Below are 26,057 nucleotides of genomic sequence, written 5' to 3'. Positions count from 1 at the left end.
CGCCGTTTGTAAAATTAAGTTAGAAAAATAAAAAAGCCATTTGTGATAGACTTTTGAATAACCACAAACAAAAGTAAAGGAACATCACAAATGACTTATAAACATCTTACCACACGTGAACTAACCCTCATAGCTAATTTTTGGCACCAAGGTACGAAGGCTTATCAAGCTGCTAAACTGCTTAAACGAAGCCAAGAAACTATTTACCGAGTCTATCGATTTCTTGATAGCGGTAAGACCATTGCACAGTATCTTAAGGCTTACCAACGGAATAAGCAGCGTTGTGGTCGTAAGCAGGCTCAGCTAGCCAAGGATGAGATCAGCTACATCAATGAGCAGGTTAAAGCGGGCTGGACACCTGATACGATCATTGGTCGAGCAGAACGGACAATTAGCTGTAGTATGCGGACACTTTATCGGATGTTTGCTCGTGGACAGTACAATTTTGCCGTCCAGCAATTACCGATGAAAGGCAAGCGACACCCCAATGGCTATGTCGAACGACGTGGTAAGGCGGGGCATCTCGGTCGGAGTATTTACCAGCGATACCATGATTTTCCTCACTACCAACACGAGTTTGGTCACTTTGAAGCTGATACTGTTCAAGGAAAAGCTCATCGTGGTGCGGTCATGACCTTGGTGGAACGTCAATCTAAGGTGATGATTGTGCTTAACGTTCATCGTAAAACTGATGAAGCAGTTAACTATCACTTGGATAAATGGCTTTCTAAAATACCTCGTCATTTCGTTAAGTCGATTACCTTTGATAATGGTAAGGAATTCGCGGGCTGGCGTGAGATTGCCAATAAACATGATCTTCATACTTATTTTGCGGAGGTTGGAGCGCCCAATCAACGCGGCCTGAATGAAAACAATAATGGTATCTTACGTCGTGACGGTCTCAGTAAACGATTAGACTTCCGTAATTTACCAGATGAACTAATCACCCAGCTGATGCACAAACGAAATACTATTCCACGGAAGTCACTTCACTACCGCACACCACTTGAAGTATTCCTAAGTCACGTCACAGATGAACAGCTTTCAACATTTTTCTAATTTAAATTGACATTTCGGGAAATAAAAATTGTTTATCTCATTACCTTTGTAATATAAATTACTATAACTTGTGGATGAACTAATAAAATCAGCTGGCTTAGTATGAGCGTCTCCATGCAAATGGATCACGGTACTACTAGGAGCATCTATCTCATTGTTAACCAAATGTTTTCCAAACTCTTTAGTACTATTAATTACATAAGGCTCAACTTCCAGAACCTGTTTCAGGCTATTCTCTATTTGTGAATCATAATTCGTTGTTATATAAATAGCTGGTATACGAGTTAATTCGTTTAATATTAAATTCTGGTTGCTAGATGGAAGAATTTTATTAAAATATTCTTTTTCAAAACTTAATACTTCTTTTTCATAAGTTGAATTTTTAGCATACTTTTTTACTAGATATCTAATAAAATCTACTTTCCTTTCATTTGTAAAGCTTGATTCTTGCAACCAGTCAAGTTGGTCAATCCAATCAGTTTTATAAGGATGATCGCTTTCTAATCTATTAAAATTATATTTCCAATATTCAATTAAGTGTTTAACATAATCATTCCAAGACGAATACCCTTGTGAAGCAGACACTCCTGCCCCTATAAAGAAAATTAAGGATTTACTCTTCCTTGCCTCACCTACTTTTTCTACAAAATTTTTATTAACATCTGCAACAGTCATATTATTCTCCATTTTTTCTATATAACCAACTATATTGATTTAATCTCATTTTTTACTATTTCTCCCTATTTATTATTCTATTATAATTTAGGAAACTTTGCGCTATTAATTGTAACCGTACGCTATGCAGATGGTCTAACTAACCCAAATCAAAATAAGTAAAATATCCACCTTATTTTTACTAAATTTTATCAATCAACCTCATAAAACAATGTTATAATGTAACCGTTAACAAACAACAAATTTTCAAGGAGATGCATGTCATGGGACGTTTAGAGAATAAGGTTGCGATTGTTACTGGTGGTTCAAAAGGAATCGGTGAAGCAATTGCCGAACGTTTTGTTGAAGAAGGCGCTAAGGTAGTTATTACTGCCCGTCACACTGAAGAAGGTGAAGCCCTTGCTAATAAGCTTGGCGAAAATGCCCTCTTTATCCAACAAGATGTCTCAAAGAAAGCCGAATGGGAAAAGGTAATTAAGGAAACCATTGACCATTTTGGCAAGGTTAATATCATTGTTAATAATGCCGGAATTGGTGTATACGCTGACGTTGAACAAATGGACGATGATAACTGGGACAAGACCATTGGCATTAACTTAACCGGAACGATGTGGGGTATTAAGCTCGGCATTAAGGCGATGAAGGATAATGGTGAAAAGAACTCCATCATCAACCTTTCATCAATCATAACCACCCGTCAAACGGGTGGTTTGCACATCGGCTATAAGCCGATTAGAAAAGCCAGCGTCTCAAGGCGCTGGCTTTCGCTTTGCTCAAGCCAAAATGCTCTGACTACTTTGCCACCGCTTTAAGCGGTGTTTGTATTACTTCACTTACCCTTAAAAGGGTCTGAGTATTCCGTACTTGTTAGCTTATCTATAATCATGTCATGTTTTTCTTGATCTCGAATATATTTCTTAATTGTGGATTCATTTAATCCCACTGTACTTACATAATATCCTTCTGCCCAAAAATGTCGATTGCCAAATTTATACTTTAAATTTGCATGACGGTCAAACATCATCAATGCACTTTTGCCTTTCAAATATCCCATAAATTGTGAGACGCTTAGTTTCGGTGGAATGCTTACTAGTAAATGCACATGGTCCGGCATCATATGTCCTTCGATTATTGTTACGCCTTTGTACTTACACAACAATTTTATATAGTCTCTAAGATCCCTACGATATTGATTGTAAATTACTTTCCGTCTATACTTTGGAATGAATACGATATGGTACTTACATAACCACTTCGTATGGGCTAAACTATTTAGTTTATTAGCCATATTTATAAAACCTCTTTTCCCTTATTTGATTTTGGCTTGAACACCTACATCTTAAGGCAAAAGAGGCCTTTTTTATATAATTTTTATCGCCCACCCGCAGAGCAGGTGGTTTTTTGTTTCGTGCACTCGCTTCGCTCACGCACTCAACTAGGTCTAAAGACATTAATTGAAGGTCTAATTGGTGATCCTGACCTCTTTGCTTACAACGCTTCTAAGGGTGGTGTCCGGCTCATGACTAAGTCTGCTGCCCTTGACTGTGCTCGAAAAGGCTACGATATTCGCGTCAACTCAATCCACCCCGGCTATGTTGTGACCCCATTAGTTGAACATTTGATGGAAACTGATCCAAAAGTTAAGGAACATCTTATCAGTCTTCACCCAATGGGCCGCCTAGGAAAGCCAGTTGAGATTGCTAACCTCGCCCTTTACCTGGCCTCTGACGAATCAAGCTTTAGCACCGGCTCCGAATTTGTCGCTGACGGCGGCTACACTGCCCAATAAAAATTAGCATCTTAATAAATTAGAGATCAATCAGCGCACTAGTTGATTGGTCTTTTTATGTTATAATCAAGTCCGACATTATTTTGGAGGAGTAGATTTTATGTTTAAAGCTTACAAGTACTACTGGCAAAACGCTTTTAAGTACAAGGCCCGATCAACACGGGCAGACTTCTGGTGGCCCGTTCTTGTCACCACAATTATTTTCTTAATCTTAACCTTGCTAATTGTAATGGCAGTTGGTTCCGCCGTGACTAACCTATTAGATGGCTATGCTAACGCTGGCGGCTTTGCAATGGTCCTGATGATTCTTACTGGTATTTTTGCAATTGCCAATATTTTCCCATCAATCGCCATTAGTGTTCGTCGCTTCCGTGATGCCGGCTTATCTGGGTGGGCAGTTTTAGCTTTTTGGCTAATTTCAATTGTTTTAGGTAGTGGTGACAATAATCTCTTAATGTCACTATCATTTGTCCTCGACGTGATTGAGTTAGTACTGTGCTGCTTGCCATCTGGCTACATTAGTCAGCATGGTTGGTGGAGTCCTAACTATACTGACGACGTTGAAATTCCGTCATTACAGAACAAAGACTAAAAAAAGCTGGTGTTGTATTTTCATACAGCATCAGTTTTTTCTAATTAAAAGTTATTTATTCTATTAATCCTTGTAGATCGGTTGAGTAGTACCCCGCAATGTAATTTTATCAAGCCCATTATCAAGATCATACTTATCATCACTGATCTTCTGTTGCCGATACCCAGCTCGTGAAAATGCTTCAACCAAACGTGCCATAAACTTTTGGCCGCCTTCAGCAGTTTCATAAACCATATGATCAATATATTGTGGCATATTTGTACTCCGCCGAATTAAAGTAACCAAGTAAACTTGCTTATCAGTTTTATTAATTTCTGAGGTATTTTGCATTAAAGACATTTCGTTTTCCTCCTATCAAGATATAATCTTCTCTTCCTACCTCTTATTATATGTTCTGAACACCATTAGTTAAAGGTGTAAATTAAATAAACTTTTTACATTTTTCCTTTCTTAACCGTTATTATAGATGGGCAGCAAAAAAGAGTCATCACGCTAGCAATGGCTCTTTCACTTTAATTAGTACCGATGTTTATTAATCCACCGCAAAATTTCATCATAAATTTCCCATTTCCGACTAGTTTCATTAAGTATTTCATGCATCAAAAACGGGTATACGTGCAGCTCCTTATCGGCTGAACTAATCTTTCCCATAATATTTTCCAATTCTTTTAGCACTCCCCTGTACCTTTTGCTAATTTGGTGTTACTATAATGGCGAAAGGAAGCATAATCATGGAAATTAATGCAGATGCTCTTAAGAACTTCCAAAACTCGAAGTTCAATTTTGTGGATGCAGATGGTAATGATGTAGACTTTGATAACTTGGACGAGAGTATAAAGTACACTCTTCGTGATGGTGAAACAGTTGTTGAAGACGATATGCATGCCAAGGACGTTGTTGATACCATTAATAATGAATATGGCAAGACAATGAATGTCTAATTTCTTGATATGTAGAATTGAAAAAATAGGTTTTTATCATTCAATCAATGTTTGATAAAAACCTATTTTTTTACTCTTTGATACGATTAAATTGCTTCCCCATTCCAATAGTTCTAAAATTATAGATAAATTAAAGGATAAGGGGTCCTTATTATGATGAATGTTTTATTAATCATCTTAACCGTTATTTTTATTATCGAAAGTATTTTTGAAGTTCGCTATTTTTATCAAATTCGTACAATTTTTAACCAATCAGGACGAATTGAGCCTACCAAACGAGTCCAGCGTATTATTACTATTGAAACGCAGTGGTCATGGATCTCATGGATCTTTTTGCTTCTCTTATTCGTATTGCCAGATATGTATACAGCCGTCCTTATCTGTATCATTACTCTTATCGAAACATGGGTAGTATATGAACTTTACAATGCTCGTGAATATGCTAAACAAATTAATCAAAAATAACAATAAATGTCAAATACAGTTAATCGTCGCTGTGTTTGGCATTTATTTTTCGATAATAACTTTTTCACCTAGTTGCTGGGTTGCATTAGCATAATGATGGGTATTTAAGTAATCAACAATTTCTTGTCTGGATACGGTCGTAACAGGATCGTAACTGTCAGCATCGCTACGATGAGATAAATAATAAATATTAATATCGTCATCTTTATCAATTGTATAAACAAATTCAGGATCACTATCTTCATTAGCATCGTGATTGCCAAAAACTTCGTAAGCCATCCCCTGTCCCTTTTCAGTTAACTTATCCAATAAGTCCCTGTCGGTTGAAAGACGGACTGTTATCCCTTCATTTTTATCAAAAGCAAAAAAGTCTTGCCAAGGGGTATCAGTCTTTACCGCGTAATAAGTAATTGCCGCCGCACTTACTTTAGGACCAATATTAGTTGAAAGTGCGTTACCAGATGACTGCGGTTGTGATTGCGCATTTGTCTCGTTATCCTCACTTGCTGAAGTTGCCTGGTCAGTGCTGCCGCTAGTCATCGAACTTGATGCTTCAGATACATCATGACTTGCATAGTGGTTATTACGTTGACCAATAATCACCCCGCTAATCACTAGAATAACGACAATAATACTAATTAAAATTATCCGTTTACGCCACTTATTATTTGGTCTTCGCTGTGATCGGCGCGACAAAAGATTCCCAAAATCATAACCACACTTTGAACAGAATTTTGCATCAGCTGGCTGTTGTGTTCCGCATTGAGGGCAATATTTCTTCTTCACTGTATTCCTCCTAAGCAACCCGTACCTTAGTTAACAATTCGTAAACATACGAAAGTTCATTTGGTCGGAACGCCCCATGTAAAGTCCCCACCTTTTTAAAACCGCTTTTTATTGCGATTCGTTGCATTGCGGCATTATTTTCATTTGTGCTTAAACGAATTGACTTAATATCAGGACGTTCTGTTTCTAGATATTCAATCAAACTTAAAAATAATTTTGACGCATAGCCTTTCCCCGCATGACGTGAATGAATCGCTACACGATGGATTACAACATAATTTTCAGTATTAATTAGCCATTCCCCATTAAGCTCATCATAAAAATGATCCGGTGCCTCAACGATTGCTAGTGTACCGACCGTTTGTCCATCATCCGCCTTCACGAGATAAGCATAGCCATTTTCAATATCTTCTCTTACATGAGTGACGTTAGGATAGTCTCCCTGCCATTGATCAACGCCTCGTTCAGCCAACTGGTTACGGCCATCACGTAAAATATCTACTACTACATTTAAATCTGCCATTGTTGCTTTCCGGATTTTCATTGTAATCCCTCCCCGTAAAATCATTGCTTACAACTAAAATATAACAAATTAAGCAACTAATAGTATCACACCTTAATACGCATATGCAATCACTTTTTATTCAGCTTTTTAAGAAATCGATAAACTAATCTTAAATAATGTGTTGACAACGCTTACATAAAACATTATATTATTAGGTGTATCGATAAACTAAAACGTTTTCAAAGAAATAAATAGAGGGAGAATTTGCTATGAATTATTTTATCGGTGTCGATGTTGGAACCACTTCTACCAAAGCAGTTTTATACGACCAAAACGCAACTGTTTTAGATCAATTTAGTCAAGGTTATTCCCTTTACCGCGATGCTAGTGGAATGGCTGAGCAAGATCCGGCAGCAATTGTTGAAGCAGTGGAAAAAGTTATTCATGACGCTGCTGAAAAAGCAAAGTTAACAAACGGGAAATTGTTAGCGGTATCATTTTCTAGTGCTAATCAAAGCGTAATCATGCTTGATAAGAACTTCACCCCTCTTTCTCGCGTAATTACCTGGGCTGATACCCGTGCACGTGATGTCGCTAATGAGTTAAAACATAGTCCTGCTGGGCAGCAAATCTATGCTAAAACCGGTACACCGATTCACCCGATGTCCCCATTAACAAAAATCATGTGGCTCAATAAAACCCAAGCCGACAAGATTGCAAAAACTGCATATTTTGGAGATATCAAGTCATACCTCTTCTATCGGTTTTTCAACACATTTAAAGTTGATGTTTCCATCGCTTCGTGTACGGGAATGATGAACGTCAACACTTGTAACTGGGATGAGCAGGCACTAGAACTTGCAAAAGTTGACCGTAACCAATTACCAGAAATTGTCAACGGAACAACTCAAGAAATTGGGCTAACGGCAGAAGCACAAGCAAAAATGGGGATCCCAGCTGATACGCCATTTGTTTACGGCGCATTTGACGGCGCTTTATCTAACTTAGGCGTTGGTGCAATTAAGCAAAATACCGTTGCAATTACGATTGGGACCTCAGCTGGGGTACGGGTTGTAACTGACCATCCTGTAATCGACCCGCAACAACGACTCTTCTGTTATGCCGTAGATAAGGGATTGTGGGTAATTGGCGGTCCGCTTAACAATGGTGGTGATGTCTATCAATGGGCTGTCGAACACTTAGTTGATGCAAGTGCAGTTAAGAACGAAAATATTGATCCGTATACGCTCGCTAATCAAGTTATTGAAGGCGTGCCTGCTGGAGCACACGGATTGCTTTTCCACCCATTCCTTGGTGGTGAACGTGCCCCGTTATGGGATGCTAATGCCCGTGGCAGTTTCTTCGGCCTTTCTCATATGCATACACGAGCTGACATGCTAAGGGCTGTAATGGAAGGCATTTGTATGAACATTGCAACTGTTTTCCAAGCTGTACGAGACCTCGTCGGGAATCCCGCAAGTGTAACCGCAACTGGTGGCTTTGCCCGCGCTGAAGTCTGGCGGCAAATGTTAGCTGATGTCTTAAATTGCCCAGTCAACATCCCCAATTCATTTGAATCCGGCTGTCTCGGTGCAGTCACGATGGCAATGAAAAGTTTGGAAACGATTGAAAATTATGAAATTATTCAAACATTTATTGGCGATATCAGTTCATATCAGCCAAATCAAGAAGCGGTTACTATTTATCAAAACTACTTGCCGCTTTTCCAGCAGGTTGAAGGGCTATTAACACCAGCCTACTCAACAATTGCAAGACTGCAACAACAATCTACTCACTAGGAGGTTATCTATTATGCCTTTACTTATTGTTTTAATTGGAGTTATTATTCTTATTTTTATGATTGTTAAACTCAAAATGAACACTTTTGTTGGTTTAGTAATCACATCTTTCATCGTTGGCCTATTGCTTGGATTACCACTTACAAAAATTCCCCAAACAATTGAGTCGGGTATCGGCGGGCAACTTGGACACCTTGCCATTATCTTTGGCTTTGGTTCAATGCTCGGTAAATTAGTTTCAGATGCTGGTGGCGGATACCGAATTGCAACTACCCTTATTAATAAATTTGGCCGGCGCTGGATTCAATTAGCCGTTATCCTTGCTTCCTTTATTATTGGATTAGCATTATTCTTTGAAGTAGGATTGGTTGTCGTTTTACCAATTATTTTCATTATTGCGCGTGAACTTGACATGCCATTAATGTACCTTGGTATTCCAATGGCTGCCACGTTAAACGTCACTCACGCTTTCTTACCGCCACACCCTGCGCCAACAGCAATCACCGACATTCTCGGCGCGAACCTTGGTCATGTTTTACTCCTCGGTATTTTAGCTGCTATTCCAACGATTATTATTGCAGGACCTGTTTATAACTGGGTATTACAAAAAGTATATCCACGTGTTTACCGGAAAAATATTGATATCTCTGTTCTTGGTGAATATAAAGAATTTAAACTTGAAGAAACACCTAAATTTGGTATTTCTGTTTTGACTGCCATGATGCCGGTTATCTTAATTGCTGTTGCTACTATCTGTTCATTTATTTTCCCTAAAAATAATCCAGTCAACGAGTTCATTCAATTTATTGGTGCTCCCGACCTTGCAATGCTTCTTTCATTAATTTTTGCGATTTTCACCATGGGCTTACGACGCAACAAGAAAATGGAAGAAATTTCAAATTCTCTCGCCGACTCAATTAAACAAATTTCCGTTATGCTTTTAATTATCGGTGGTGGCGGGGCCTTCAAACAGGTTCTTGTTGATGGTGGAATTTCTAAGTATATTTCTGGGCTATTCGCTCAAACTAATATCTCACCGATCCTGGCTGCCTGGTTAATTACCGCGCTACTACGGATGTCCCTTGGCTCATCAACGGTTGCGGCCATGACTGCTGCTGGACTTGTTGTTCCAATGGCTCATCAATTTGGTGGTAATTCCGTGATGGCAACATTGATGGTTCTATCCATCGGTGCTGGTTCTGTATTCTGCGGACACGTTAATGATGCCGGCTTCTGGATGATCAAGGAGTACTTTGGCCTTTCACTAAAAGAAACATTGCTTTCATGGACAACCCTAACCTCCGTCTTAGCCCTTGCAGGATTAGGCGCAGTTTATGCCATCTCACTATTTGTTTAAGCTATAATTCAAGCGTCCTAGCGAATTAGCTAGTGACGCTTTTTGCATGGTTTGGTATTCTTAATAGTAGAACTAATAAGGATGATGAATAAACAAATGACGCAACATACTACTATCGCTGACGTTGCTAAAGCAGCTGGCGTTTCTGCTACCACCGTTTCACGTATCCTTAACGGCCACTATGACAAAATGCGGCCAGCAACACGGAAACGAGTAGAAAAAGCGATTAATGACCTTCACTTTGTTCCAACTGCTTCTGCCCGCTTACTCCGGCAAACTCACAGTCATGTTGTCGGAATCCTCGTTGGTGATATCTCTAACCCCTTTTCATCTTTACTCGCTAAGGGGATTGATGATGTCCTGCAGCAAGCAGGCTACGATATCTTACTCATGAATACGAATAATTCTCGTGAAAACGAAAGCCGGGCACTTCAACGTCTTTACCAGCAAAGGGTTGATGGAATCATTGTTCAGCCTAACTCAAGATACTTCAACCAGTTTTCTTCCGCTATCCATCATGATATTCCCCTGGTTATCGTTGACCGTGAAGTTGATGATCAGCCTTCTACTGTTGGTAAAGTTACTTCTGCGAATCGCGATGCCTGTTACAATCTCGGTAAAATTCTCTATCAAAAGAATTACCAAAACATATTAACTGTTAGTGCCCGTTTTGCGGAAGCATCAGGGCAAATCCCACGAATTGCTGGTTTAAAGGTTGCTGCTGCTGACAATGGCCTTAGCTACCATAATATTGAAACTCGCGGACATGATCGTAATTGGCTTGCAAAAGCATTCCTGCAACAATTAAATGAGCTTAAGGGAAAGACAGCTGTGGTTTCATTAATGGGACCAATATTATTCGACTTATTAGCGATTTTCAAGGAACTGAACCTTTCTTTCCCAGGGGACATCGGCTTAGTTAGTTTCGATGACTGGGAATGGTCGCAGTACGTCGCAAATGGGATATTTTTATTAAAGCAGGACATGGAGTTAATGGGTAATCTAGCAGCCAATAAACTATTAACGCAGATTAACCGGGCAAGCACTGTTAGTTCAACTACTCTTTTACCAGTTGAAATCGTTGCACGCCAGTCACTTTAGCATATAATATTACAAAGAGAATTAAATTACTTACTTAAAGGAGAACAATAAATGAACTATTTAATTGGTGTTGATATTGGAACTTCGAGCACAAAAGCCGTCTTATACGACCAGGATGCCCGTGTAATTGACCAAGCTAACTATGGATACGAACTTCATCGTAATGCGGCTGGAATGGCTGAACAAGAGCCTGAAGAAATAATTAACGCAGCTGAACAAGCTATCCATGAGGTCGCTGCTAAAGCTAATCTTAGTAAGGGAAAATTACTTGCGGTTTCAATTTCAAGTGCAAACCAAAGTCTCCTCTTATTAGATAAGAATAAAAAGCCTATTTCCCGTCTAATCACATGGGCTGATAGTCGAGCCCAACGAGCCGCTGATAACCTTAAAATGATGACTGAAGGCCAGCAGCTATACATGAAGACTGGGACTCCCGTTCACCCAATGTCAACGCTGACTAAACTTCTCTGGTTAAAAAAAGATGAACCAGAATTATTTAACCGCACAGCATACTTTGCTGATATTAAAGCATACCTTTTCTACCGCCTATTCAACGAATTCAGAGTAGACATGTCGATCGCTTCCTGTACCGGCTTAATGAATCTCAAAACTTGCCAATGGGATGACCAAGCACTTACCCTGGCAGGTGTCACCAAAGACCAGCTGCCAGAAATCGTTGATGGAACTACCCAAGCACATGGTTTAGTTCCAGAAGCACAGGCAAAATTAGGTGTACCAGCTGATACGCCATTTATTTATGGTGCGTATGATGGTGCTCTTTCAAATATTGGTGTCGGAGCAACTAAGCAAAATACTGTTGCCATTACTATTGGTACTTCAGCTGCCGTGCGCGTTGTTACAGATCACCCGGTAATCGACCCGGAAAGGCGTTTATTCTGCTATGCAATCAGTAAAGGCCAGTGGGTAGTCGGTGGTCCCCTTAACAACGGTGGCGATGTATATCAATGGGCAGTTGAACACTTAGTTGATAGTAGTGCCGTTAAAAATGAGAATGTTGATCCTTACACTTTAGCGAATCACGTAATTGAAGGCGTTCCCGCGGGAGCTCACGGTCTCCTCTTCCACCCATTTCTTGGAGGAGAGCGAGCTCCATTGTGGAATGCTAAGGCTCGCGGTAGTTTCTTTGGGCTGTCACAGATCCATACACGTGCTGATATGTTGCGGGCCGTCATGGAGGGAATCAGCATGAACATTGCAACTGTTTTCCAAGCTGTCCGTGCGCTTGTCGGTGAACCAGCAAGTGTAACTGCCACCGGAGGATTCGCCCGTTCTGAAGTCTGGCGGCAAATGTTAGCAGACATTCTCAATTGTCCAGTTAATATTCCGGACTCATTTGAATCTGGGTGTCTAGGGGCAGCGATTATGGCGATGAAAAGCCTTGGAATGATTGATAGTCTTGAGATACCTAAACAATTAATCGGCAATGTTAGTTCCTATCAACCAGATCCAGCAGCCGTAAAGGTATATCAGCGCTACACTCCCCTTTTCAAACAAGTAGAAGAAATGCTTTCTCCAGCCTATTCTGAAATAGCAAATCTTCAAGAACGGCAAAATAAGTAGCATAAAACCATCTTGCAATAATCGTCTTATTGTAAGATGGTTTTCTTGTTTATGACTATTCTGTTAACACATCCTTAATATTACCTTTAGTGTTTTACTAATTAGGGTAAAGCGTTTTCTACCATGTTATGATTACCTCATAGCAAGGAAATGTTAATAGAAAGGATGTGGTTGTAATGGCCGCCTGGAAAAAATGGTGGATTTCATTTGCAATGTTGCTTCAGATAATTGTCGGAATTGTTGTAGTGTCATTATGGTTTTACCGTGACCAAGCTTGGACTATCCCAGTTAACGATTGGCTTCATAGTTCAACTGGACAAAGTTTCTCAGCAGGTGTTGCGATGTTTTTAATCATCGTTGCCCTAACCGTAATGGCAGTTGCTATTTTTCGTCCAACAACAACTAAACAAATGGTAATCGCTAAGGAAGGTGCTAACAAGGTACAAATTGATCAGCAAGCAGTTGAACACAGCTTAGGCACTTCAATTGCTAAATATGATCTTTATAACCCGGTTATTAAACTTAAAATGCACCGAAATAATCGTAAAGCAGACGTTACAGTCCATGGAATGTTATCAAACAGAACCAATCCTAAATTAATTCACACTGTACTTCTTCAGACGATTAAAGAGAACCTTAAGCAAGATTTCGATATTGATCTTAATAAATTACATGTTAAGTTAAGTCCATATACGGATAAAAAATCAGTTGTCGTTGTCTAAGGAGGTGCCCCATGAAACTTGCTACAATCGGTGTTATCTTAGGACTAATTATTAGCGTTAGTTGGATCATATGGGGATTTCTCCCAATGATTGGAATTCTAGTAGCGATAACTATCCTAGGTGGAATCGGCTATTTTCTTGATGCAAAAGGCTATTCATTGAATAAGCTTGCAGCAAAAATGTTAGACAAACTTGCCAACTAATTCTGAGGAGGAATTAACATGACAACAACTACAAACACTAAAACGATCGACGAGCAATTAACTTTTGATGACCAAGTAATCGAGAAAATCGCTGGCATTACCGCTAGTAAAGTACCGGGTATCCTTTCACTTGACGGAAATATGTTTAGTGAATTAGCTGACAAGGTAACTTCTGGCAGCAATCCTACTAAAGGAATCAGCGCTGATGTTGGTGAGAAACAAGTGGCACTAAAAATGGATGCAACAATTGAATACGGAAAAAGTGCTCCAGAAATTTTTAAGGCTGTTTGCTCCGAGGTAGAGCGTGCAATCAGTAAGATGACTGGCTTAAAGTTAGTTAAATTTGAATTGCATATTAATGACGTAAAAACAAGAGAAGAAGTAGAAAAAGAAGCACAATAGATTATTTTCGAGACAACTACACTTAATTTATCAAGCATAAGAAAAAACGACCAAAATGGGCTAACAGCTGATTCTGGTCGTTTATTTTGCACTCTCCTAAAAAATAACTAGGTTGGTTAGCCACGGTGGTTAGTATTTTTAGTCATCTAATAATTATTTAAACCGTCGTCCTAAAATTACTAAATCACGCTTAATATTATCAAGCTCTGCTACCTGTGGCAATAACCCCCATTGAGTGAAACCAAATGATTTAAATAAATTCAAACTAGGATGATTATGACCAAAGATATATGCCACAATTGTTTCAATATTTAAATTAGGCAATTGGCTAATAACAAATCGCAATGTATTTCTCCCAACTCCTTGTTTTTGAGAATGTTGATCAAGATAAATTGCAATTTCGCTAGTATGGTTATAAGCTGGTCGACCATAAAAATGTTCAAGCGCAACCCAACCAATAATCTCATTTTTATCTTTAATTACCCATATTGGATGGTTTTTGTCAAAAGACGCAAACCATTCTTTACGTTCGTCAACAGTTACCGGCTTGAGGTCCGCAGTGGCTATTCGCGATGAGATAATTTGATTATAAATTTCAACAATTCGTGGTAGATCTTCTATTGTAGCTTTTTCGTATATTAGATCCATGATTCCCTCTAAAAGCTAGTGTTTTTGAACTAGTCGTACCAATCCTATCATCATACTTAATATAATTCCCGTGAATGCTAATAGGGTATATCGGCGTAATTGTTGGTTTTCTTCTGTTAATAATTTTATCTCTTGTCGCATAGCTTTTTTCTTCACTGCTAGCACCACCTTCACTAAGTCTATCAAGATAATCATATCATATTATCCGACATTACTTCTTATATATTTTATCTTTAACCTGCTAGTGGCTATAATAAAAGGTATAAGGGAGCGTGAAGTGTATGGTCTTAAATGATATCATTAGCATTCTACTATTTTGTGTTTTTACCTATCTCTTTAATCTTAATTTTCGCCGAGATAATTATGCTTATGCCTTCGTAATGTTTATAGGAATGATGGTCTTCTATGGCGATTTCTACCATCACCTGCCAGCTAGTTGGAAATTGTATATTTTAATCATCGCAACTTTTTGCTGGGCCATATTTACTATTCTCGTAGGAAGGCAAGCCTTTATTAAAGCAAGCCACCGTAAGCATTTTTCTTATGCAACAGCTATTGGAATTCTTGCAATCATTATAACTTTTATTTTTAGAATTATTCTTTAAAGAGGTTCTGCAATAAACGGTAAGGATAGAGTAAAATCTTATCCTTATCGTTTTTTCTTATGTTCAGTAAAATAGCAAAAAAGTTCAGAACAATTTTTCGTTCTGAACTAGTCTTAAATTACTGATATTACTAGCAATCATGAGCCTTATCAGTTTGCAAATTTAATTCTGTATCACTAAGATCTAAGACTTCAAGATTACTTGTTAGAATCCGCTTAGGACTAACAAGGGGCATCGTAAAGTATTGGGGATTAAACCTTACTTCCATTTCTTTATCAAACTGGACAGCCGTATGTTCTTTTATGAAAACATCGCCCAAATTAGATGTAAGCTTTTTATCATAATCTGGAGTAGCTAAGTCTTTTTTGACAAAGATTAATCGATAACCACCGTCTAAACTACAACTCCCAACTGCTGAAAATGGGCCAACCCCATCATCAAAGTCGAGAAGCATCTTCTTAGCTGATGGGTTATAACGTTGTAAGCGTTCAACTGCCCGATTAGTAAATGTAATATCCATTAATCTCATCCCCATTTCTTAAAATCAATACCTATATTTTAACTAATTAAAAATAGAATTTTAAATTTAAAGCTCACAATTGGTATTAAAAAAGATCGAGAAGTTTTCCCGATCTCTTATTTGTATCTTAACCTTCAAAGGCATCTGTCAAAGGAGGAACAACTTGCTTCTTCCGTGATACAACCCCTGGTAAGTTCATCCGATTCTTTTCGTTTAGTTTCTTGCCAAAAGCAGTTTCAACCTTTTCAGCAGGATCCCCAACTACTAACAATTCAGAATCACTGTTTAAAATGTTAGTGGCGATCAATAGGAATAAATCGTAACCATTGTCATTCATTAAGCTTTGCATTTGGTTTTCTAAGTCGGCCTGACGCGCAAAAACGTCATCTAAGTCAACAGTATTAACTTGGCCAATACGAACTTTCTTCCCACCAAGTTCAAAAGTCTTAGCATCGCCGTCAACGATATCAGCATCAGACTTGGCACCAAGGTTTGTACCTGCCTTAAGCATTTCAATACCATACTTTTCGTAATCTTCAACACCAGCAACTTTTGCTAGGTATTTAACTGCTTCACGATCATGGTCAGTTGTAGTTGGTGACTTCAAAAGTAAAGTATCAGAAATAATTGCAGAAAGCATCATTCCAGCTAAGTTAGCAGGAATATTAATGTGCTTTTCTTGGAATAATTCAGTAATAATGGTACTTACACAACCGTAAGGACGTACTGTTGCCCAAAGTGGTTGAGCAGTTTCAAAACCAGCAATCCGGTGATGATCAACCAAGTGAGTAACAGTAACCTTATCAATATCACTGACACTTTGTTGTGGTTCATTATGGTCGACTAGCATTACCTTGTCTACTTCATTTGCAGCCGTTTCAATTACACGTGGGGCCTTCATTCCGAAAGTCTTTAATGCAAACTTAGTCTCATCATTCGGTTCGCCAAGAGCAACTGCTTCAGTTTCATATCCTAATTGATTCTGGAAGTATGAAAATGCCATTGCAGCAGTAATCGCATCTGTATCAGGTTTTTGGTGTCCGAACACTAATTCTTTGCTCATATTAATTCCTCCTGTTTGTTCACTACTTTAATCATAATTACTTCTAAGACGTGAACCGATCTACATTCCTATTCTATCATGGAAGTTAGCAGATTAAAGAATAATTATTAAATATCTCACTTATTTTGAATAAACTCTTTTAAAATTAGCCACATTTGCTGATGCTGGTCATTAAAGAACTTCGGTGGCTCCTTTAATAGTGAGAAATACTTAGTAGCTGTTGTTTCGCTTGGCTTAGGCTGAGAACGCTTTGAACTCTCTTCTTTAACTAAGTAAAAAGCATTAATTGGCTGAACTTTATCTCCATTTGGATAAGTGTAGAAATTTTGATCCAGTATCGCTAATTGTTTTATCGGAACCACTTCAATTCCCGCATCCTCTTTAAATTCGCGTCTAACAGTCTGATCAAAAGACTCACCAAATTCCATATAGCCACCTGGAAAGCCCCAATCACCGGTATCAGCTCGTTCTTGCAAAAGCACCTCTCTTGATTCATTTAATAATGCACCAGAAGCGCTGGTCATAATCAATGGCTGATGTCCAACTAATGCCCTAATATCTTTAATATAAGCCATCACGTTACACCTTCTTTTAACTTTGCGAAACCGGCTCTTCATCTAAAATATTTGTCTGTTTTATCCGTAGTTTTACTGGTTCTCCTTGAGTATCAGTATCAATTACAAATGTCCCATTCGATTTAATTGAACTAAGATGGTGATCTGTAGCCATTACATCCTGAAAAGCTGGTCGCTTAGTGATAATTTCAAATGCACCCTTATAATCGCTATCATAAGAAAGAAAATCTGCTATTTCATGAGGGTTAGATTTTAGACGGCGAAGTACTAATTCACCACGACGCGCACGTGCACCTATCTCGATTTCATCAACAGGCATCTCCTTAAATGCACCCCGCTGTGTGATCACGGCAATTGACTGGCCTTCTGTAACTAGGACTTGATCAGCTACTTGGTCAGCATCTTTTAAGTTAATTGCCCGTACACCTGCAGTTCGAATACCAGTTACAGGCACATCTGCTACATCATATCGCACTGCATATCCTTGACGACTAATTGTTAGGATTGATTGGCTCTCATTTGATGGTTCGTAGTAGTCAACACTTACCACACGTGCATGAGGTCTTAACTTGATTGCAGCACTAGCATGACTCTTATAGCGCGAACCAGGCTTATAATCCGTGAACGATGTCTGTTTTACTTGACCATCGCTTGTTCCCATGATAATCGTTCCCGATTGTGCTAGCTTATCAAAAATCATGGCCTTAATAATCTCCTCATTATCAGCCAGCCCAATTGTTTGTGAAATATGTTCTCCCGTATCTTTCCACCGTGCATCAGCTATTTCATGAACAGGGCGGTAAATAATATGACCAAGATTAGTAAACATAAATAGGTGCGACAATGTATTGGTTTGCTGAATAAGTAGTGGATAGTCATCCTCACGTAGTCCATTTTCATCAGCTTCAGATGCTTTGAACGATCGAATACTGCTTCGTTTAATATACCCAGCATGTGAAACTAATACCACGACATCTTCGTTAGCGACTGTAACTTTAGTATCAATTTCCAATTTTTCAACTTGATCTTCAATCTTAGTTCGGCGCGGATTACCAAATTGTTTTTTTATCGCACGAATTTCTTTTGCAAGGACCTTATCTAATTCTTTCTCATCTGTCAAAATTAACTGGTATTCATTAATTTGTGAGTTTAATTGAGCCTGCTCATCTTTTAATTCAGTTACATCAGTATTCGTCAATCGATATAGTTGCAACGTAACAATTGCTTCGGCTTGTTCAGCAGTAAAATCATATTCTTTAACTAAATTTTCTTTAGCATCTTTTCGGTTTTTACTTGCCCGGATGGTCTTAATAACCTTATCAAGGATAGATAAAGCCTTAATCAATCCTTCAACAATATGAAGGCGGTGCTGTGCTTTAGTTAAATTATACTGTGTTCGCCGCCGAATAATTTCCCTCTGAAACTCCAGATATGATGTCAGAATCCGCTTTAAGCCAACCCGCATCGGCCGCTGATCATCAATTGCTACCATATTAAAATTATAGTTGATCTGCAAATCAGTATTTTTTAAAAGGTAATTAAGGATACCATTAGCATTAGCACCACGTTTTAATTCAATTGCAATCCGTAACCCGCTTCGGTCAGTTTCATCACGAGCTTCAGCGATTCCCTCTACCTTCTTGGCAAGCCGCAAATCATTAATCCGCTTAACCAGCTGTGCCTTATTTACTTCATAAGGAATCTCAGTCACGTTAATTTGCTGACGGCCACCACGTAAAGTTTCAATTTCGGTTTTAGCCCGAACCACTACCCGTCCGCGACCTGTTTGATAAGCTTTACGGATTCCGTCAATTCCTTGAATAATTCCCCCGGTTGGGAAATCAGGCCCCGGAATAAATTCCATTAACTTATCAAGAGAAGCAGTTGGATGTTTGATTAAGTAAATCAATGCATCAAGAACTTCACTAAGGTTATGAGTAGGTATCTCGGTTGCATACCCAGCGGAAATTCCCGTAGCTCCGTTAACAAGCAAATTGGGAATTCGTGCTGGTAAAACTGTTGGCTCTTTCTCTGTATCATCGAAGTTTAGCGTCATTTCGACAGTATCTTTATCGATATCCTGAAGCATTAACCCGGCGATTTTACTCAACCGTGCTTCTGTATAACGCATTGCAGCCGGAGGATCCCCATCCATTGATCCATTATTACCATGCATTTCAATCAATGGTTCTCGAAGTTTCCAGTCTTGGCTCAACCGTACTAATGCTTCATAGATGGAACTATCCCCATGCGGATGAAAATTACCCATGACATTACCGACTGATTTAGCGGATTTCCGAAATCCCTTATCATAAGTATTGCCGTCTTTGTTCATTGCAAATAGTATTCGACGCTGAACTGGTTTTAAGCCATCTCGAATATCAGGTAAGGCCCGTTCTTGAATAATTGATTTTGAATAGCGCCCAAAACGATCGCCCATGATCTGTTCAAGCGTCATATGTTCAATTTTACCGTTTCTCACAAAACTTGATTCCCTTCTCTATTAATTCCATGTATTAATCGTTGGTTCTTTTGATGGTGGCAACTGTCCTTTATTCTCTACTAATTTATCAGATTCCTGATCATCACTTAACGTAAATTGAACGTTTTCTTCAATCCACTCTCGGCGGGGTTCAACTTTATTACCCATCAATGTGGTAACCCGTCTTTCTGCTAATTCAGCATCTTCAATTCGCACTTGAATTAATGTCCGCGTTTCAGGATTCATTGTTGTCTCCCATAGCTGATCAGCGTTCATTTCACCAAGACCCTTGAAACGCTGCAATTGGGTACCTTTACCCATCCTCTTAGTAAGCCTGGTTAATTCATCGTTTGTCCAGGCATACGTAATATTTGTTTTAGCGCCGCGTCCTCGCTGTAGACGGTATAACGGCGGCAATGCAATATATACCTTCCCTGCTTCAATCATCGGCCGCATATATTTATAGAAAAAGGTAAGAAGAAGAATTTGGATATGGGCACCGTCATCATCCGCATCGGTCATTATAATGATCTTATCATAGTTAGAATCCTCAACATTGAATTCTGAACCTGCTCCTGCACCAACCGTATAAATAATCGTATTTAATTCTTCATTTTTTAATACATCGTCTAACTTTGCTTTTTCCGTATTAAGGACTTTCCCCCGCAACGGCAAAATAGCTTGAAACTTACGGTCGCGGCCTTGCTTTGCGGATCCGCCAGCTGAGTCTCCCTCGACTAAGAATAGTTCGTTTTTCTTTGCATTTTTTGATTGGGCTGGTGTTAATTTACCAGAAAGGTTTCGTTCTTTTTTGCCCTTTCGTTTACCACCACGCGCTTGATTTCGGGCCTTACGAGCAGCTTCACGAGCTTCACGAGCCTTTAACGCTTTACGAATCAATGTTTGAGCAAAGTCACCGTTTTCCATTAAGGTGTAGTTTAATTGCTCACTTACAATGGCATCAACGATTTTACGAGCTTCAGGAGTACCTAATTTATCTTTTGTTTGCCCTTCAAATTGAAGTAACCGCTCTGGAATGCGAACTGATATTACAGCCGTCAAACCTTCACGAACGTCGCTACCTTCTAGGTTCTTATCATTAGTTTTTAGCAGGCCAACTTTTTTTGCATACTCATTAAAAGTCTTTGTCCAAGCACTTCTAAAACCTGCCTCATGAGTACCGCCATCTGGTGTGCGAACGTTATTGACAAACGATAACAAGCTTTCAGAGTATCCGTCATTATATTGCGCGGCTACTTCAACTTCAACGCCATCTTGCTTACCGTCAAAGTATAGGATTTTTCCTAACACATCTTTGCCTTCATTGAGGTAAGATACGAATTCTTGGATACCGTCATTAAATTGAAAGACATCCTGCTTTTCTTGCCCTGCCCGTTTATCAGTAAGGGTTATCTTTATTCCCTTTAATAAAAAGGCAGATTCACGAAGACGATTAGCCAAGGTGTTGTAGTCATAGACAGTTGTTGAAAAAATCTTAGGATCAGGCTTAAAGGAAACAGTCGTACCATTACTCTCTTTCGTTTTTCCTAATTTTTTTAAGGTTCCAACTGGTTTTCCGCCTTCTTTAAATATTTCTTGATACCGGACATTATCACGAACAATTGTTAACGTTAAGTGAGCTGATAGTGCGTTGACAACTGATGCACCAACCCCGTGTAATCCACCAGAAGTCTTATAGCCATCAGACTGACCAAATTTTCCACCAGCATGAAGGACTGTCATAATAACTTCTGGTGTTGGTTTACCAGAAGCATGCATCCCAACTGGCATCCCGCGACCGTGATCTTGAACCGTAATCGCATTATCAGCCTCAATCGTAACGTTTATCTCGTCGCCATAACCAGATAAAGCTTCGTCTACAGCATTATCAACAATTTCATATACCAAGTGATGTAACCCGCGTGCGTCAGTCGATCCAATGTACATTCCGGGTCTTTTTCGAACTGCCTCGAGTCCCTTTAATACTTGAATGGACGAGGCATCATATTTTACTTTTTCTTTGGCCACAAAATGACCTCCCATTGCCAAATTTATATTAAAACGTATGTTCGGAAAGCTATTGTACCATTTCCATTTATTCATTGTAAAGATAAAAATTGTACAATTTCAATTCATAATGAATGATACTCAAAACTTGGCAGTTTAGCAAATGGTGTTTTTTCATAGTGGTTAAAATTTAATATTCATGCTATGCTTAAAAGCTGTAAAAGCTATTATTAAGGAGCTATTTATATGATTTTTGAAATTATTGGGATGATCATTATTGCCTACCTACTTGGCTCTATTCCTACCGGTTTATGGATCGGTAAATATATTTACCACAAGGATATTCGGAAACTAGGAAGCGGAAACATTGGAACGACAAATACTTTTCGAACGTTAGGATTTAAAGCAGGTGTAGTGGTGCTTATCTTTGACGTATTAAAGGGAACATTGGCGGCCAGCCAGCCATATTTTCTTGGAATTTCGGGTACCGTTAATCCCCTGCTGATTGGGTTATTCGCCAGTCTGGGTCATACAGTATCTATTTTTGATAATTTTCATGGTGGCAAGGCTGTGGCAACTAGTGCCGGTATCTTGCTTGCATATAATCCATTTCTTTTTCTTATCGCTTGTTTAATTTTCATTGGCATTATGTGCCTAACAAGCATGGTTAGTGCCGCGAGCATAACTGCAATAACCGCCATTTTCCTGATTGCCCTCTATATTCGTGATTGGATATTAGCAATTGTTGCAGGAATCTTAACAGCTATTGTCCTTTACCGCCATATATCAAATATCAGACGAATTTTAGCAGGCAAAGAATCAATGGTTAACTTTGGGTTAGGCTATTATCTCCGGCAAAAGAAGCAAAATAAATAAAAGCATAAATAGGGTTCCAGCGTTCGGATTTATCGATCACTGGAGCCCTATTATTACTTTTATTTGAAATCTATACCACGGTTCGCCTAATTTTAAAATGGTTTGATACTAAAATTGTAATTATCAATTTCATTAGGAGCAAGGCGATGCATTCCCTGCTTATGCAATAATTGTCCATCAGCATTTACATTATCAGCAATTCCCCACCACGGTTCAACACATACAAATGGAGCAGTAGCAGGATACTGCGACCAAACACCGACATATTCAGTCGCAAAAGTATCAACTTCAACACCATGGTTAGCATCCTTATCAGTTAATTTAGCTGTAAAATGACTGCCGTCAGTCTTAAAAATAATCGCATCACGGTTAAAAAGCTCATGATTCAACGGTAACGAATCAGTCATGTCTATCACTTGTGGGTGAGCTGAATCATTATAAGCCCCATCTAGAACAATCCGTGAATACTTCGCAGCTGGACGCACACTTAGTTCTACTTGATCAAACTTTCCCTTCGTTGTTAACGGCATATTAAAACCCGGATGCGCACCAATTGCATAGATGAGCGCCTCATTTTTACTAGGATTTTTTACAATATAACTAATTTTGATACTATCTTCTTCTAACAAGTATTTTACTTGAAGGCTAAATGAAAATGGATATACTTGCCGTGTTTTATCGTCATCATGCTGTTCCATTACTACCATCGTCGGTGTCTGCTCGATAACTTGAAACTCCCGATCTCGCGCAAAGCCATGTTGTGTTTGATGATAAATTTGATCATTGTAACGGTACTGATCATCCTTTAAGCGACCGACAAATGGAAACAGGATTGGAGCTTGGCGTTTCCAAGAAGCGGGATCACCCTGCCATAAGTATTCAATATCATTGTCTTGTCGTTTAATGCTATGTAATTGTGCTCCTAATTTGTTAATTTGAACAGTTAATTGTTGGTTTTGTAAAGTAACCATCTGTTATCGATCCCTTCAATTGATAATCGTTTAACATTAAGTATATAAAAAAGCTTCCAAACGCACAATAGCAGATTTTGGAAGCATTTTCAATAAAGATTCAGTAAAAGTAAATAAAAATAAATCTGTAATTTTACTTTTGAACTTCTTCTTGGTAATCACCGTTGGGACAGATAACTTGTTTTCCACCCTTAACCTTCTTTTCAACAAGGAAGTGCCCATCTTTGGGACAATTACGGCCAATTGGTTTATCCCATGAGACAAAATCACAGTCTGGATATCGAGAGCAGCCATAGAAAGTACGGTTCTTTTTAGATTTTCGTTCAACAACTGTTCCTTCACCACATTTTGGACATGTAATGCCGATATCCTTTACAATTGCTTTCGTATTTCGGCATTTAGGGAAACGAGAACAAGCATAAAATTTACCATAGCGTCCCATTTTAATAACCATTGGTGCCCCACAAATCTCACAATCCGTCCCTGCTAACTCATCTTTCATCTCAATCTTGTCGACTTCTTCTTCAGCAGCATCCACTTCTTTTGAGAACGGTTGATAGAATTTATCAACAACATTAATCCAATTCTGCTTTCCTTCTTCAATTTCATCCAATTTTCCTTCAATATCAGCAGTAAATTGGACATTTACAATATCTGGGAATTGTTTTTCAATGATCCGGTTAACAATCTCCCCCAGTTCAGTTGGCTCAAAGTGCCGTGATACTAAACGAACATAGTAGCGGCGTTGGATAGTATCTAGAGTTGGCGCGTATGTTGATGGACGTCCAACCCCATTCTCCTCTAAGGTTTTAATTAATGCAGCTTCAGTGTATCGTGCTGGCGGCTGGGTAAAATGTTGCGCTGGATCATCTTTAATCATTTTTGCCTTATCACCCTCAGCAAGTTCTGGCAATAAATTATCCTTTTCATTCCCACGTTTATAGACTTTTGTAAAACCAGGGAATTTAACTTTTGATCCGTTTGCCCGGAAATCAACCCCATTTTGTTGAAGGTTAACATTCATAGTATCAATTACTTCTGCTGTCATTTGACTTGCAACAAAACGCGACCAGATCAGGCTATAGAGTTTATATTGGTCGGGTGTCAAATATTGTTTCATCTTCGCTGGCGTCCGATATACAGAAGTTGGCCGAATGGCTTCGTGAGCATCCTGGGCCCCTTCCGGCAGCTTACCTTTAACTGGCTTGACCGCTGCATATTCACCACCATAATTTTCGTGAATATAGTTAGACGCCTCATGCTTAGCAATTGAAGCAATTCGAGTTGAATCAGTCCGCATATATGTAATTAGACCAACAGGTGCCCCTTCTTTTATATCAATTCCTTCATAGAGCATTTGCGCCGCCATCATTGTTTTTCGTGTTCGGAAATTTAAGCGACGGTTAGCATCCTGTTGCATGGTCGAAGTAGTATATGGCGGTTGAGGCTGCCGACGACGTTCTCTTCTTGTAACCTTTGTAACCTCAAAGTCTTTTTTCTTATCAATTTTAGATAATATTGCTTGAACATCATCATTATTTTTTAACGCAACTTTTTTACCATTTTCGCCGTAAAAGCTAGCTTTAAATTCTTCTTTACCTTTTTTAAAGTCAGCATCAATCGTCCAGTATTCTTCAGGCTTAAAGTTTTTTATTTCATTTTCGCGTTGAATAATAAGGTAAAGTGCAACTGATTGAACTCGACCGGCACTTAAACCCTTTTTTACTTTTTTCCACAGAATCGGACTGATTGAATATCCCACCAGTCGGTCTAATACCCGTCGCGCTTGCTGAGCATCAACGAGATCCATATTAATCTCTCGTGGTTCCTTGAATGCTTCTTTTACCGCATCTTTTGTAATTTCATTAAATGTAACACGATTTTTCTGATTATCATCAAGTTTCAAAATGTTTGAAACGTGCCACGCAATTGCTTCACCTTCACGGTCAGGGTCAGATGCAAGATAAACAGCCTTCGCATTTTTAGCATCTTTACGTAGTTCTTTAATCACATCGCCCTTTCCACGAATAGAAATATAATCAGGCGTATAGTCGTTCTCAATGTCTACCCCCATCCGGCTCTTAGGCAAATCACGGATATGTCCTAGGCTAGCAACGACCTTGTAAGACCGACCGAGAAACTTCCCAATTGTTTTTGCTTTTGAAGGCGACTCAACAATCACCAAGTTCTTTTTTATTTTTGAACGACGGCGAGTAGTCTTCTTCGCCGTTGATTTTGTTGTTTTGGTTGCCATTTTGGTAGGCTCCTAACGTTTTTATTAAATTTCATTCAATAATATTATTAATCCATTTGACCATCATATGTCAAATATA

At 38.9% G+C, this 26,057-nt stretch carries 27 protein-coding genes and 1 pseudogene; 14 read left to right on the top strand and 14 right to left on the bottom strand.

The features are described from left to right. Positions 1 to 90: 90 nt before the first annotated feature. Entirely contained in the window at positions 91 to 1,059 is a 969-nt protein-coding gene (locus H5S41_RS02445; protein WP_085720378.1) for an IS30 family transposase, read from the top strand. Here the strand turns inward: H5S41_RS02445 and H5S41_RS02440 are convergent. Further along, positions 1,045 to 1,734, bottom strand: a complete 690-nt coding sequence (locus H5S41_RS02440) for an SIR2 family protein (RefSeq protein WP_182602141.1) — start codon at positions 1,732 to 1,734, stop codon at positions 1,045 to 1,047. The two genes, H5S41_RS02445 and H5S41_RS02440, sit on opposite strands and share 15 nt — an antisense overlap. A 263-nt stretch (positions 1,735 to 1,997) precedes the next feature. Between H5S41_RS02440 and H5S41_RS02435 the strand changes: the two genes are divergently transcribed. Beyond that, positions 1,998 to 2,546: an SDR family NAD(P)-dependent oxidoreductase gene (locus H5S41_RS02435; RefSeq protein ID WP_182602139.1), complete on the top strand. Its 549-nt coding sequence runs from the start codon at positions 1,998 to 2,000 to the stop codon at positions 2,544 to 2,546. 17 nt (positions 2,547 to 2,563) lie between these two features. On the opposite strand, the gene tnpA is transcribed toward H5S41_RS02435, so the two are convergent. Beyond that, positions 2,564 to 3,022 (bottom strand): IS200/IS605 family transposase, encoded by a 459-nt coding sequence (gene tnpA, locus H5S41_RS02430; protein WP_182602137.1) that lies wholly within the window; start codon positions 3,020 to 3,022, stop codon positions 2,564 to 2,566. A 165-nt stretch (positions 3,023 to 3,187) separates the two neighbouring features. Here tnpA and H5S41_RS02425 point away from each other — a divergent pair. Further along, a pseudogene (locus H5S41_RS02425) lies at positions 3,188 to 3,523 on the top strand (SDR family oxidoreductase); the annotation flags it as partial. A 100-nt stretch (positions 3,524 to 3,623) separates the two neighbouring features. Then, positions 3,624 to 4,115, top strand: a complete 492-nt coding sequence (locus tag H5S41_RS02420) for a DUF805 domain-containing protein (protein WP_182602135.1) — start codon at positions 3,624 to 3,626, stop codon at positions 4,113 to 4,115. Between the two features lie 63 nt (positions 4,116 to 4,178). On the opposite strand, the gene H5S41_RS02415 is transcribed toward H5S41_RS02420, so the two are convergent. After that, complete coding sequence (locus H5S41_RS02415) at positions 4,179 to 4,454, bottom strand: hypothetical protein (protein WP_153709678.1); 276 nt, start codon at positions 4,452 to 4,454, stop codon at positions 4,179 to 4,181. A gap of 177 nt (positions 4,455 to 4,631) precedes the next feature. Beyond that, a complete protein-coding gene (locus tag H5S41_RS02410; RefSeq protein ID WP_182602133.1) occupies positions 4,632 to 4,778 on the bottom strand; it encodes a hypothetical protein in 147 nt (48 codons plus the stop codon). Between the two features lie 47 nt (positions 4,779 to 4,825). On the opposite strand from H5S41_RS02410, the gene H5S41_RS02405 reads away from it, so the two are divergent. Both H5S41_RS02405 and H5S41_RS02400 read left to right on the top strand, forming a co-directional pair. Continuing rightward, positions 4,826 to 5,056, top strand: coding sequence for a hypothetical protein (locus H5S41_RS02405; protein ID WP_182602131.1), 231 nt, complete (start codon positions 4,826 to 4,828; stop codon positions 5,054 to 5,056). Positions 5,057 to 5,209: 153 nt separating this feature from the next. Next, on the top strand, positions 5,210 to 5,521 hold the full coding sequence (locus H5S41_RS02400; RefSeq protein ID WP_153709680.1) for a hypothetical protein: 312 nt from the start codon (positions 5,210 to 5,212) through the stop codon (positions 5,519 to 5,521). 42 nt (positions 5,522 to 5,563) lie between these two features. Here H5S41_RS02400 and H5S41_RS02395 read toward each other — a convergent pair whose 3' ends face one another. Further along, a complete protein-coding gene (locus tag H5S41_RS02395; protein ID WP_182599048.1) occupies positions 5,564 to 6,307 on the bottom strand; it encodes a zinc ribbon domain-containing protein in 744 nt (247 codons plus the stop codon). Between the two features lie 10 nt (positions 6,308 to 6,317). Beyond that, positions 6,318 to 6,851 (bottom strand): GNAT family N-acetyltransferase, encoded by a 534-nt coding sequence (locus H5S41_RS02390; protein ID WP_182599050.1) that lies wholly within the window; start codon positions 6,849 to 6,851, stop codon positions 6,318 to 6,320. A 230-nt stretch (positions 6,852 to 7,081) separates the two neighbouring features. On the opposite strand from H5S41_RS02390, the gene H5S41_RS02385 reads away from it, so the two are divergent. The 7 genes from H5S41_RS02385 (at position 7,082) to H5S41_RS02355 (ending at position 13,977) form a co-directional block, all read left to right on the top strand. Further along, complete coding sequence (locus H5S41_RS02385) at positions 7,082 to 8,611, top strand: gluconokinase (RefSeq protein WP_182602129.1); 1,530 nt, start codon at positions 7,082 to 7,084, stop codon at positions 8,609 to 8,611. Between the two features lie 13 nt (positions 8,612 to 8,624). Then, a complete protein-coding gene (locus H5S41_RS02380) occupies positions 8,625 to 9,968 on the top strand; it encodes a gluconate:H+ symporter (RefSeq protein WP_182602127.1) in 1,344 nt (447 codons plus the stop codon). A gap of 81 nt (positions 9,969 to 10,049) precedes the next feature. Beyond that, positions 10,050 to 11,069: a LacI family DNA-binding transcriptional regulator gene (locus H5S41_RS02375; protein ID WP_182602125.1), complete on the top strand. Its 1,020-nt coding sequence runs from the start codon at positions 10,050 to 10,052 to the stop codon at positions 11,067 to 11,069. Positions 11,070 to 11,120: 51 nt separating this feature from the next. Further along, entirely contained in the window at positions 11,121 to 12,650 is a 1,530-nt protein-coding gene (locus tag H5S41_RS02370) for a gluconokinase (protein ID WP_182599055.1), read from the top strand. 176 nt (positions 12,651 to 12,826) lie between these two features. After that, complete coding sequence (gene amaP, locus H5S41_RS02365) at positions 12,827 to 13,372, top strand: alkaline shock response membrane anchor protein AmaP (RefSeq protein ID WP_153709687.1); 546 nt, start codon at positions 12,827 to 12,829, stop codon at positions 13,370 to 13,372. Between the two features lie 11 nt (positions 13,373 to 13,383). Beyond that, the gene (locus tag H5S41_RS02360) at positions 13,384 to 13,575 is read left to right on the top strand and encodes a hypothetical protein (protein WP_182599056.1); all 192 of its coding nucleotides are present in this window, start codon (positions 13,384 to 13,386) and stop codon (positions 13,573 to 13,575) included. A gap of 18 nt (positions 13,576 to 13,593) precedes the next feature. Then, positions 13,594 to 13,977 (top strand): Asp23/Gls24 family envelope stress response protein, encoded by a 384-nt coding sequence (locus H5S41_RS02355; protein WP_182599058.1) that lies wholly within the window; start codon positions 13,594 to 13,596, stop codon positions 13,975 to 13,977. A gap of 153 nt (positions 13,978 to 14,130) precedes the next feature. Here the strand turns inward: H5S41_RS02355 and H5S41_RS02350 are convergent, their stop codons facing one another. The 6 genes from H5S41_RS02350 to parE form a co-directional block, all read right to left on the bottom strand. After that, on the bottom strand, positions 14,131 to 14,625 hold the full coding sequence (locus H5S41_RS02350; RefSeq protein WP_182602123.1) for a GNAT family N-acetyltransferase: 495 nt from the start codon (positions 14,623 to 14,625) through the stop codon (positions 14,131 to 14,133). Between the two features lie 735 nt (positions 14,626 to 15,360). Then, positions 15,361 to 15,750, bottom strand: coding sequence for an iron-sulfur cluster biosynthesis family protein (locus tag H5S41_RS02345; protein ID WP_310740894.1), 390 nt, complete (start codon positions 15,748 to 15,750; stop codon positions 15,361 to 15,363). Between the two features lie 127 nt (positions 15,751 to 15,877). Next, a complete protein-coding gene (locus H5S41_RS02340) occupies positions 15,878 to 16,813 on the bottom strand; it encodes a manganese-dependent inorganic pyrophosphatase (RefSeq protein WP_182602119.1) in 936 nt (311 codons plus the stop codon). Between the two features lie 116 nt (positions 16,814 to 16,929). Then, on the bottom strand, positions 16,930 to 17,388 hold the full coding sequence (locus H5S41_RS02335; protein ID WP_182602117.1) for an NUDIX hydrolase: 459 nt from the start codon (positions 17,386 to 17,388) through the stop codon (positions 16,930 to 16,932). A 16-nt stretch (positions 17,389 to 17,404) separates the two neighbouring features. Further along, complete coding sequence (gene parC / locus H5S41_RS02330; protein ID WP_182602115.1) at positions 17,405 to 19,870, bottom strand: DNA topoisomerase IV subunit A; 2,466 nt, start codon at positions 19,868 to 19,870, stop codon at positions 17,405 to 17,407. A gap of 21 nt (positions 19,871 to 19,891) precedes the next feature. Continuing rightward, complete coding sequence (parE, locus tag H5S41_RS02325) at positions 19,892 to 21,913, bottom strand: DNA topoisomerase IV subunit B (RefSeq protein WP_220483205.1); 2,022 nt, start codon at positions 21,911 to 21,913, stop codon at positions 19,892 to 19,894. 210 nt (positions 21,914 to 22,123) lie between these two features. On the opposite strand from parE, the gene plsY reads away from it, so the two are divergent. Then, positions 22,124 to 22,753, top strand: coding sequence for a glycerol-3-phosphate 1-O-acyltransferase PlsY (gene plsY, locus H5S41_RS02320; RefSeq protein WP_163704118.1), 630 nt, complete (start codon positions 22,124 to 22,126; stop codon positions 22,751 to 22,753). A 92-nt stretch (positions 22,754 to 22,845) separates the two neighbouring features. On the opposite strand, the gene H5S41_RS02315 is transcribed toward plsY, so the two are convergent. Next, positions 22,846 to 23,724 carry an aldose 1-epimerase family protein gene (locus tag H5S41_RS02315; RefSeq protein WP_182602111.1) on the bottom strand — a complete coding sequence of 293 codons (879 nt, stop codon included), beginning with the start codon at positions 23,722 to 23,724 and terminating at the stop codon, positions 22,846 to 22,848. A gap of 133 nt (positions 23,725 to 23,857) precedes the next feature. After that, the gene (gene topA / locus H5S41_RS02310; RefSeq protein ID WP_182599076.1) at positions 23,858 to 25,978 is read right to left on the bottom strand and encodes a type I DNA topoisomerase; all 2,121 of its coding nucleotides are present in this window, start codon (positions 25,976 to 25,978) and stop codon (positions 23,858 to 23,860) included. Positions 25,979 to 26,057: the final 79 nt, after the last annotated feature.

Source organism: Limosilactobacillus albertensis (assembly GCF_014145555.1).
Classification (GTDB): Bacteria; Bacillota; Bacilli; order Lactobacillales; family Lactobacillaceae; genus Limosilactobacillus; species Limosilactobacillus albertensis.
Note: the sequence above shows the minus strand (reverse complement) of the source record. Positions and strands in the feature narration are given on the sequence as shown.

What these genes read in the sequence shown, in the direction of transcription:
- H5S41_RS02390 (WP_182599050.1), bottom strand. Translation starts at nt 6,851, where the DNA reads ATGAAAATCCGGAAAGCAACAATGGCAGATTTAAATGTAGTAGTAGAT.
- H5S41_RS02340 (WP_182602119.1), bottom strand. Translation starts at nt 16,813, where the DNA reads ATGAGCAAAGAATTAGTGTTCGGACACCAAAAACCTGATACAGATGCG.
- H5S41_RS02315 (WP_182602111.1), bottom strand. Translation starts at nt 23,724, where the DNA reads ATGGTTACTTTACAAAACCAACAATTAACTGTTCAAATTAACAAATTA.
- H5S41_RS02420 (WP_182602135.1), top strand. Translation starts at nt 3,624, where the DNA reads ATGTTTAAAGCTTACAAGTACTACTGGCAAAACGCTTTTAAGTACAAG.
- H5S41_RS02360 (WP_182599056.1), top strand. Translation starts at nt 13,384, where the DNA reads ATGAAACTTGCTACAATCGGTGTTATCTTAGGACTAATTATTAGCGTT.
- H5S41_RS02350 (WP_182602123.1), bottom strand. Translation starts at nt 14,625, where the DNA reads ATGGATCTAATATACGAAAAAGCTACAATAGAAGATCTACCACGAATT.
- parE (WP_220483205.1), bottom strand. Translation starts at nt 21,913, where the DNA reads ATGGGAGGTCATTTTGTGGCCAAAGAAAAAGTAAAATATGATGCCTCG.
- plsY (WP_163704118.1), top strand. Translation starts at nt 22,124, where the DNA reads ATGATTTTTGAAATTATTGGGATGATCATTATTGCCTACCTACTTGGC.
- H5S41_RS02405 (WP_182602131.1), top strand. Translation starts at nt 4,826, where the DNA reads ATGGCGAAAGGAAGCATAATCATGGAAATTAATGCAGATGCTCTTAAG.
- H5S41_RS02415 (WP_153709678.1), bottom strand. Translation starts at nt 4,454, where the DNA reads ATGTCTTTAATGCAAAATACCTCAGAAATTAATAAAACTGATAAGCAA.
- H5S41_RS02400 (WP_153709680.1), top strand. Translation starts at nt 5,210, where the DNA reads ATGATGAATGTTTTATTAATCATCTTAACCGTTATTTTTATTATCGAA.
- tnpA (WP_182602137.1), bottom strand. Translation starts at nt 3,022, where the DNA reads ATGGCTAATAAACTAAATAGTTTAGCCCATACGAAGTGGTTATGTAAG.
- H5S41_RS02445 (WP_085720378.1), top strand. Translation starts at nt 91, where the DNA reads ATGACTTATAAACATCTTACCACACGTGAACTAACCCTCATAGCTAAT.
- amaP (WP_153709687.1), top strand. Translation starts at nt 12,827, where the DNA reads ATGGCCGCCTGGAAAAAATGGTGGATTTCATTTGCAATGTTGCTTCAG.
- H5S41_RS02375 (WP_182602125.1), top strand. Translation starts at nt 10,050, where the DNA reads ATGATGAATAAACAAATGACGCAACATACTACTATCGCTGACGTTGCT.
- H5S41_RS02385 (WP_182602129.1), top strand. Translation starts at nt 7,082, where the DNA reads ATGAATTATTTTATCGGTGTCGATGTTGGAACCACTTCTACCAAAGCA.
- H5S41_RS02380 (WP_182602127.1), top strand. Translation starts at nt 8,625, where the DNA reads ATGCCTTTACTTATTGTTTTAATTGGAGTTATTATTCTTATTTTTATG.
- topA (WP_182599076.1), bottom strand. Translation starts at nt 25,978, where the DNA reads ATGGCAACCAAAACAACAAAATCAACGGCGAAGAAGACTACTCGCCGT.
- H5S41_RS02335 (WP_182602117.1), bottom strand. Translation starts at nt 17,388, where the DNA reads ATGGCTTATATTAAAGATATTAGGGCATTAGTTGGACATCAGCCATTG.
- H5S41_RS02440 (WP_182602141.1), bottom strand. Translation starts at nt 1,734, where the DNA reads ATGACTGTTGCAGATGTTAATAAAAATTTTGTAGAAAAAGTAGGTGAG.
- H5S41_RS02345 (WP_310740894.1), bottom strand. Translation starts at nt 15,750, where the DNA reads ATGGATATTACATTTACTAATCGGGCAGTTGAACGCTTACAACGTTAT.
- H5S41_RS02355 (WP_182599058.1), top strand. Translation starts at nt 13,594, where the DNA reads ATGACAACAACTACAAACACTAAAACGATCGACGAGCAATTAACTTTT.
- H5S41_RS02435 (WP_182602139.1), top strand. Translation starts at nt 1,998, where the DNA reads ATGGGACGTTTAGAGAATAAGGTTGCGATTGTTACTGGTGGTTCAAAA.
- H5S41_RS02370 (WP_182599055.1), top strand. Translation starts at nt 11,121, where the DNA reads ATGAACTATTTAATTGGTGTTGATATTGGAACTTCGAGCACAAAAGCC.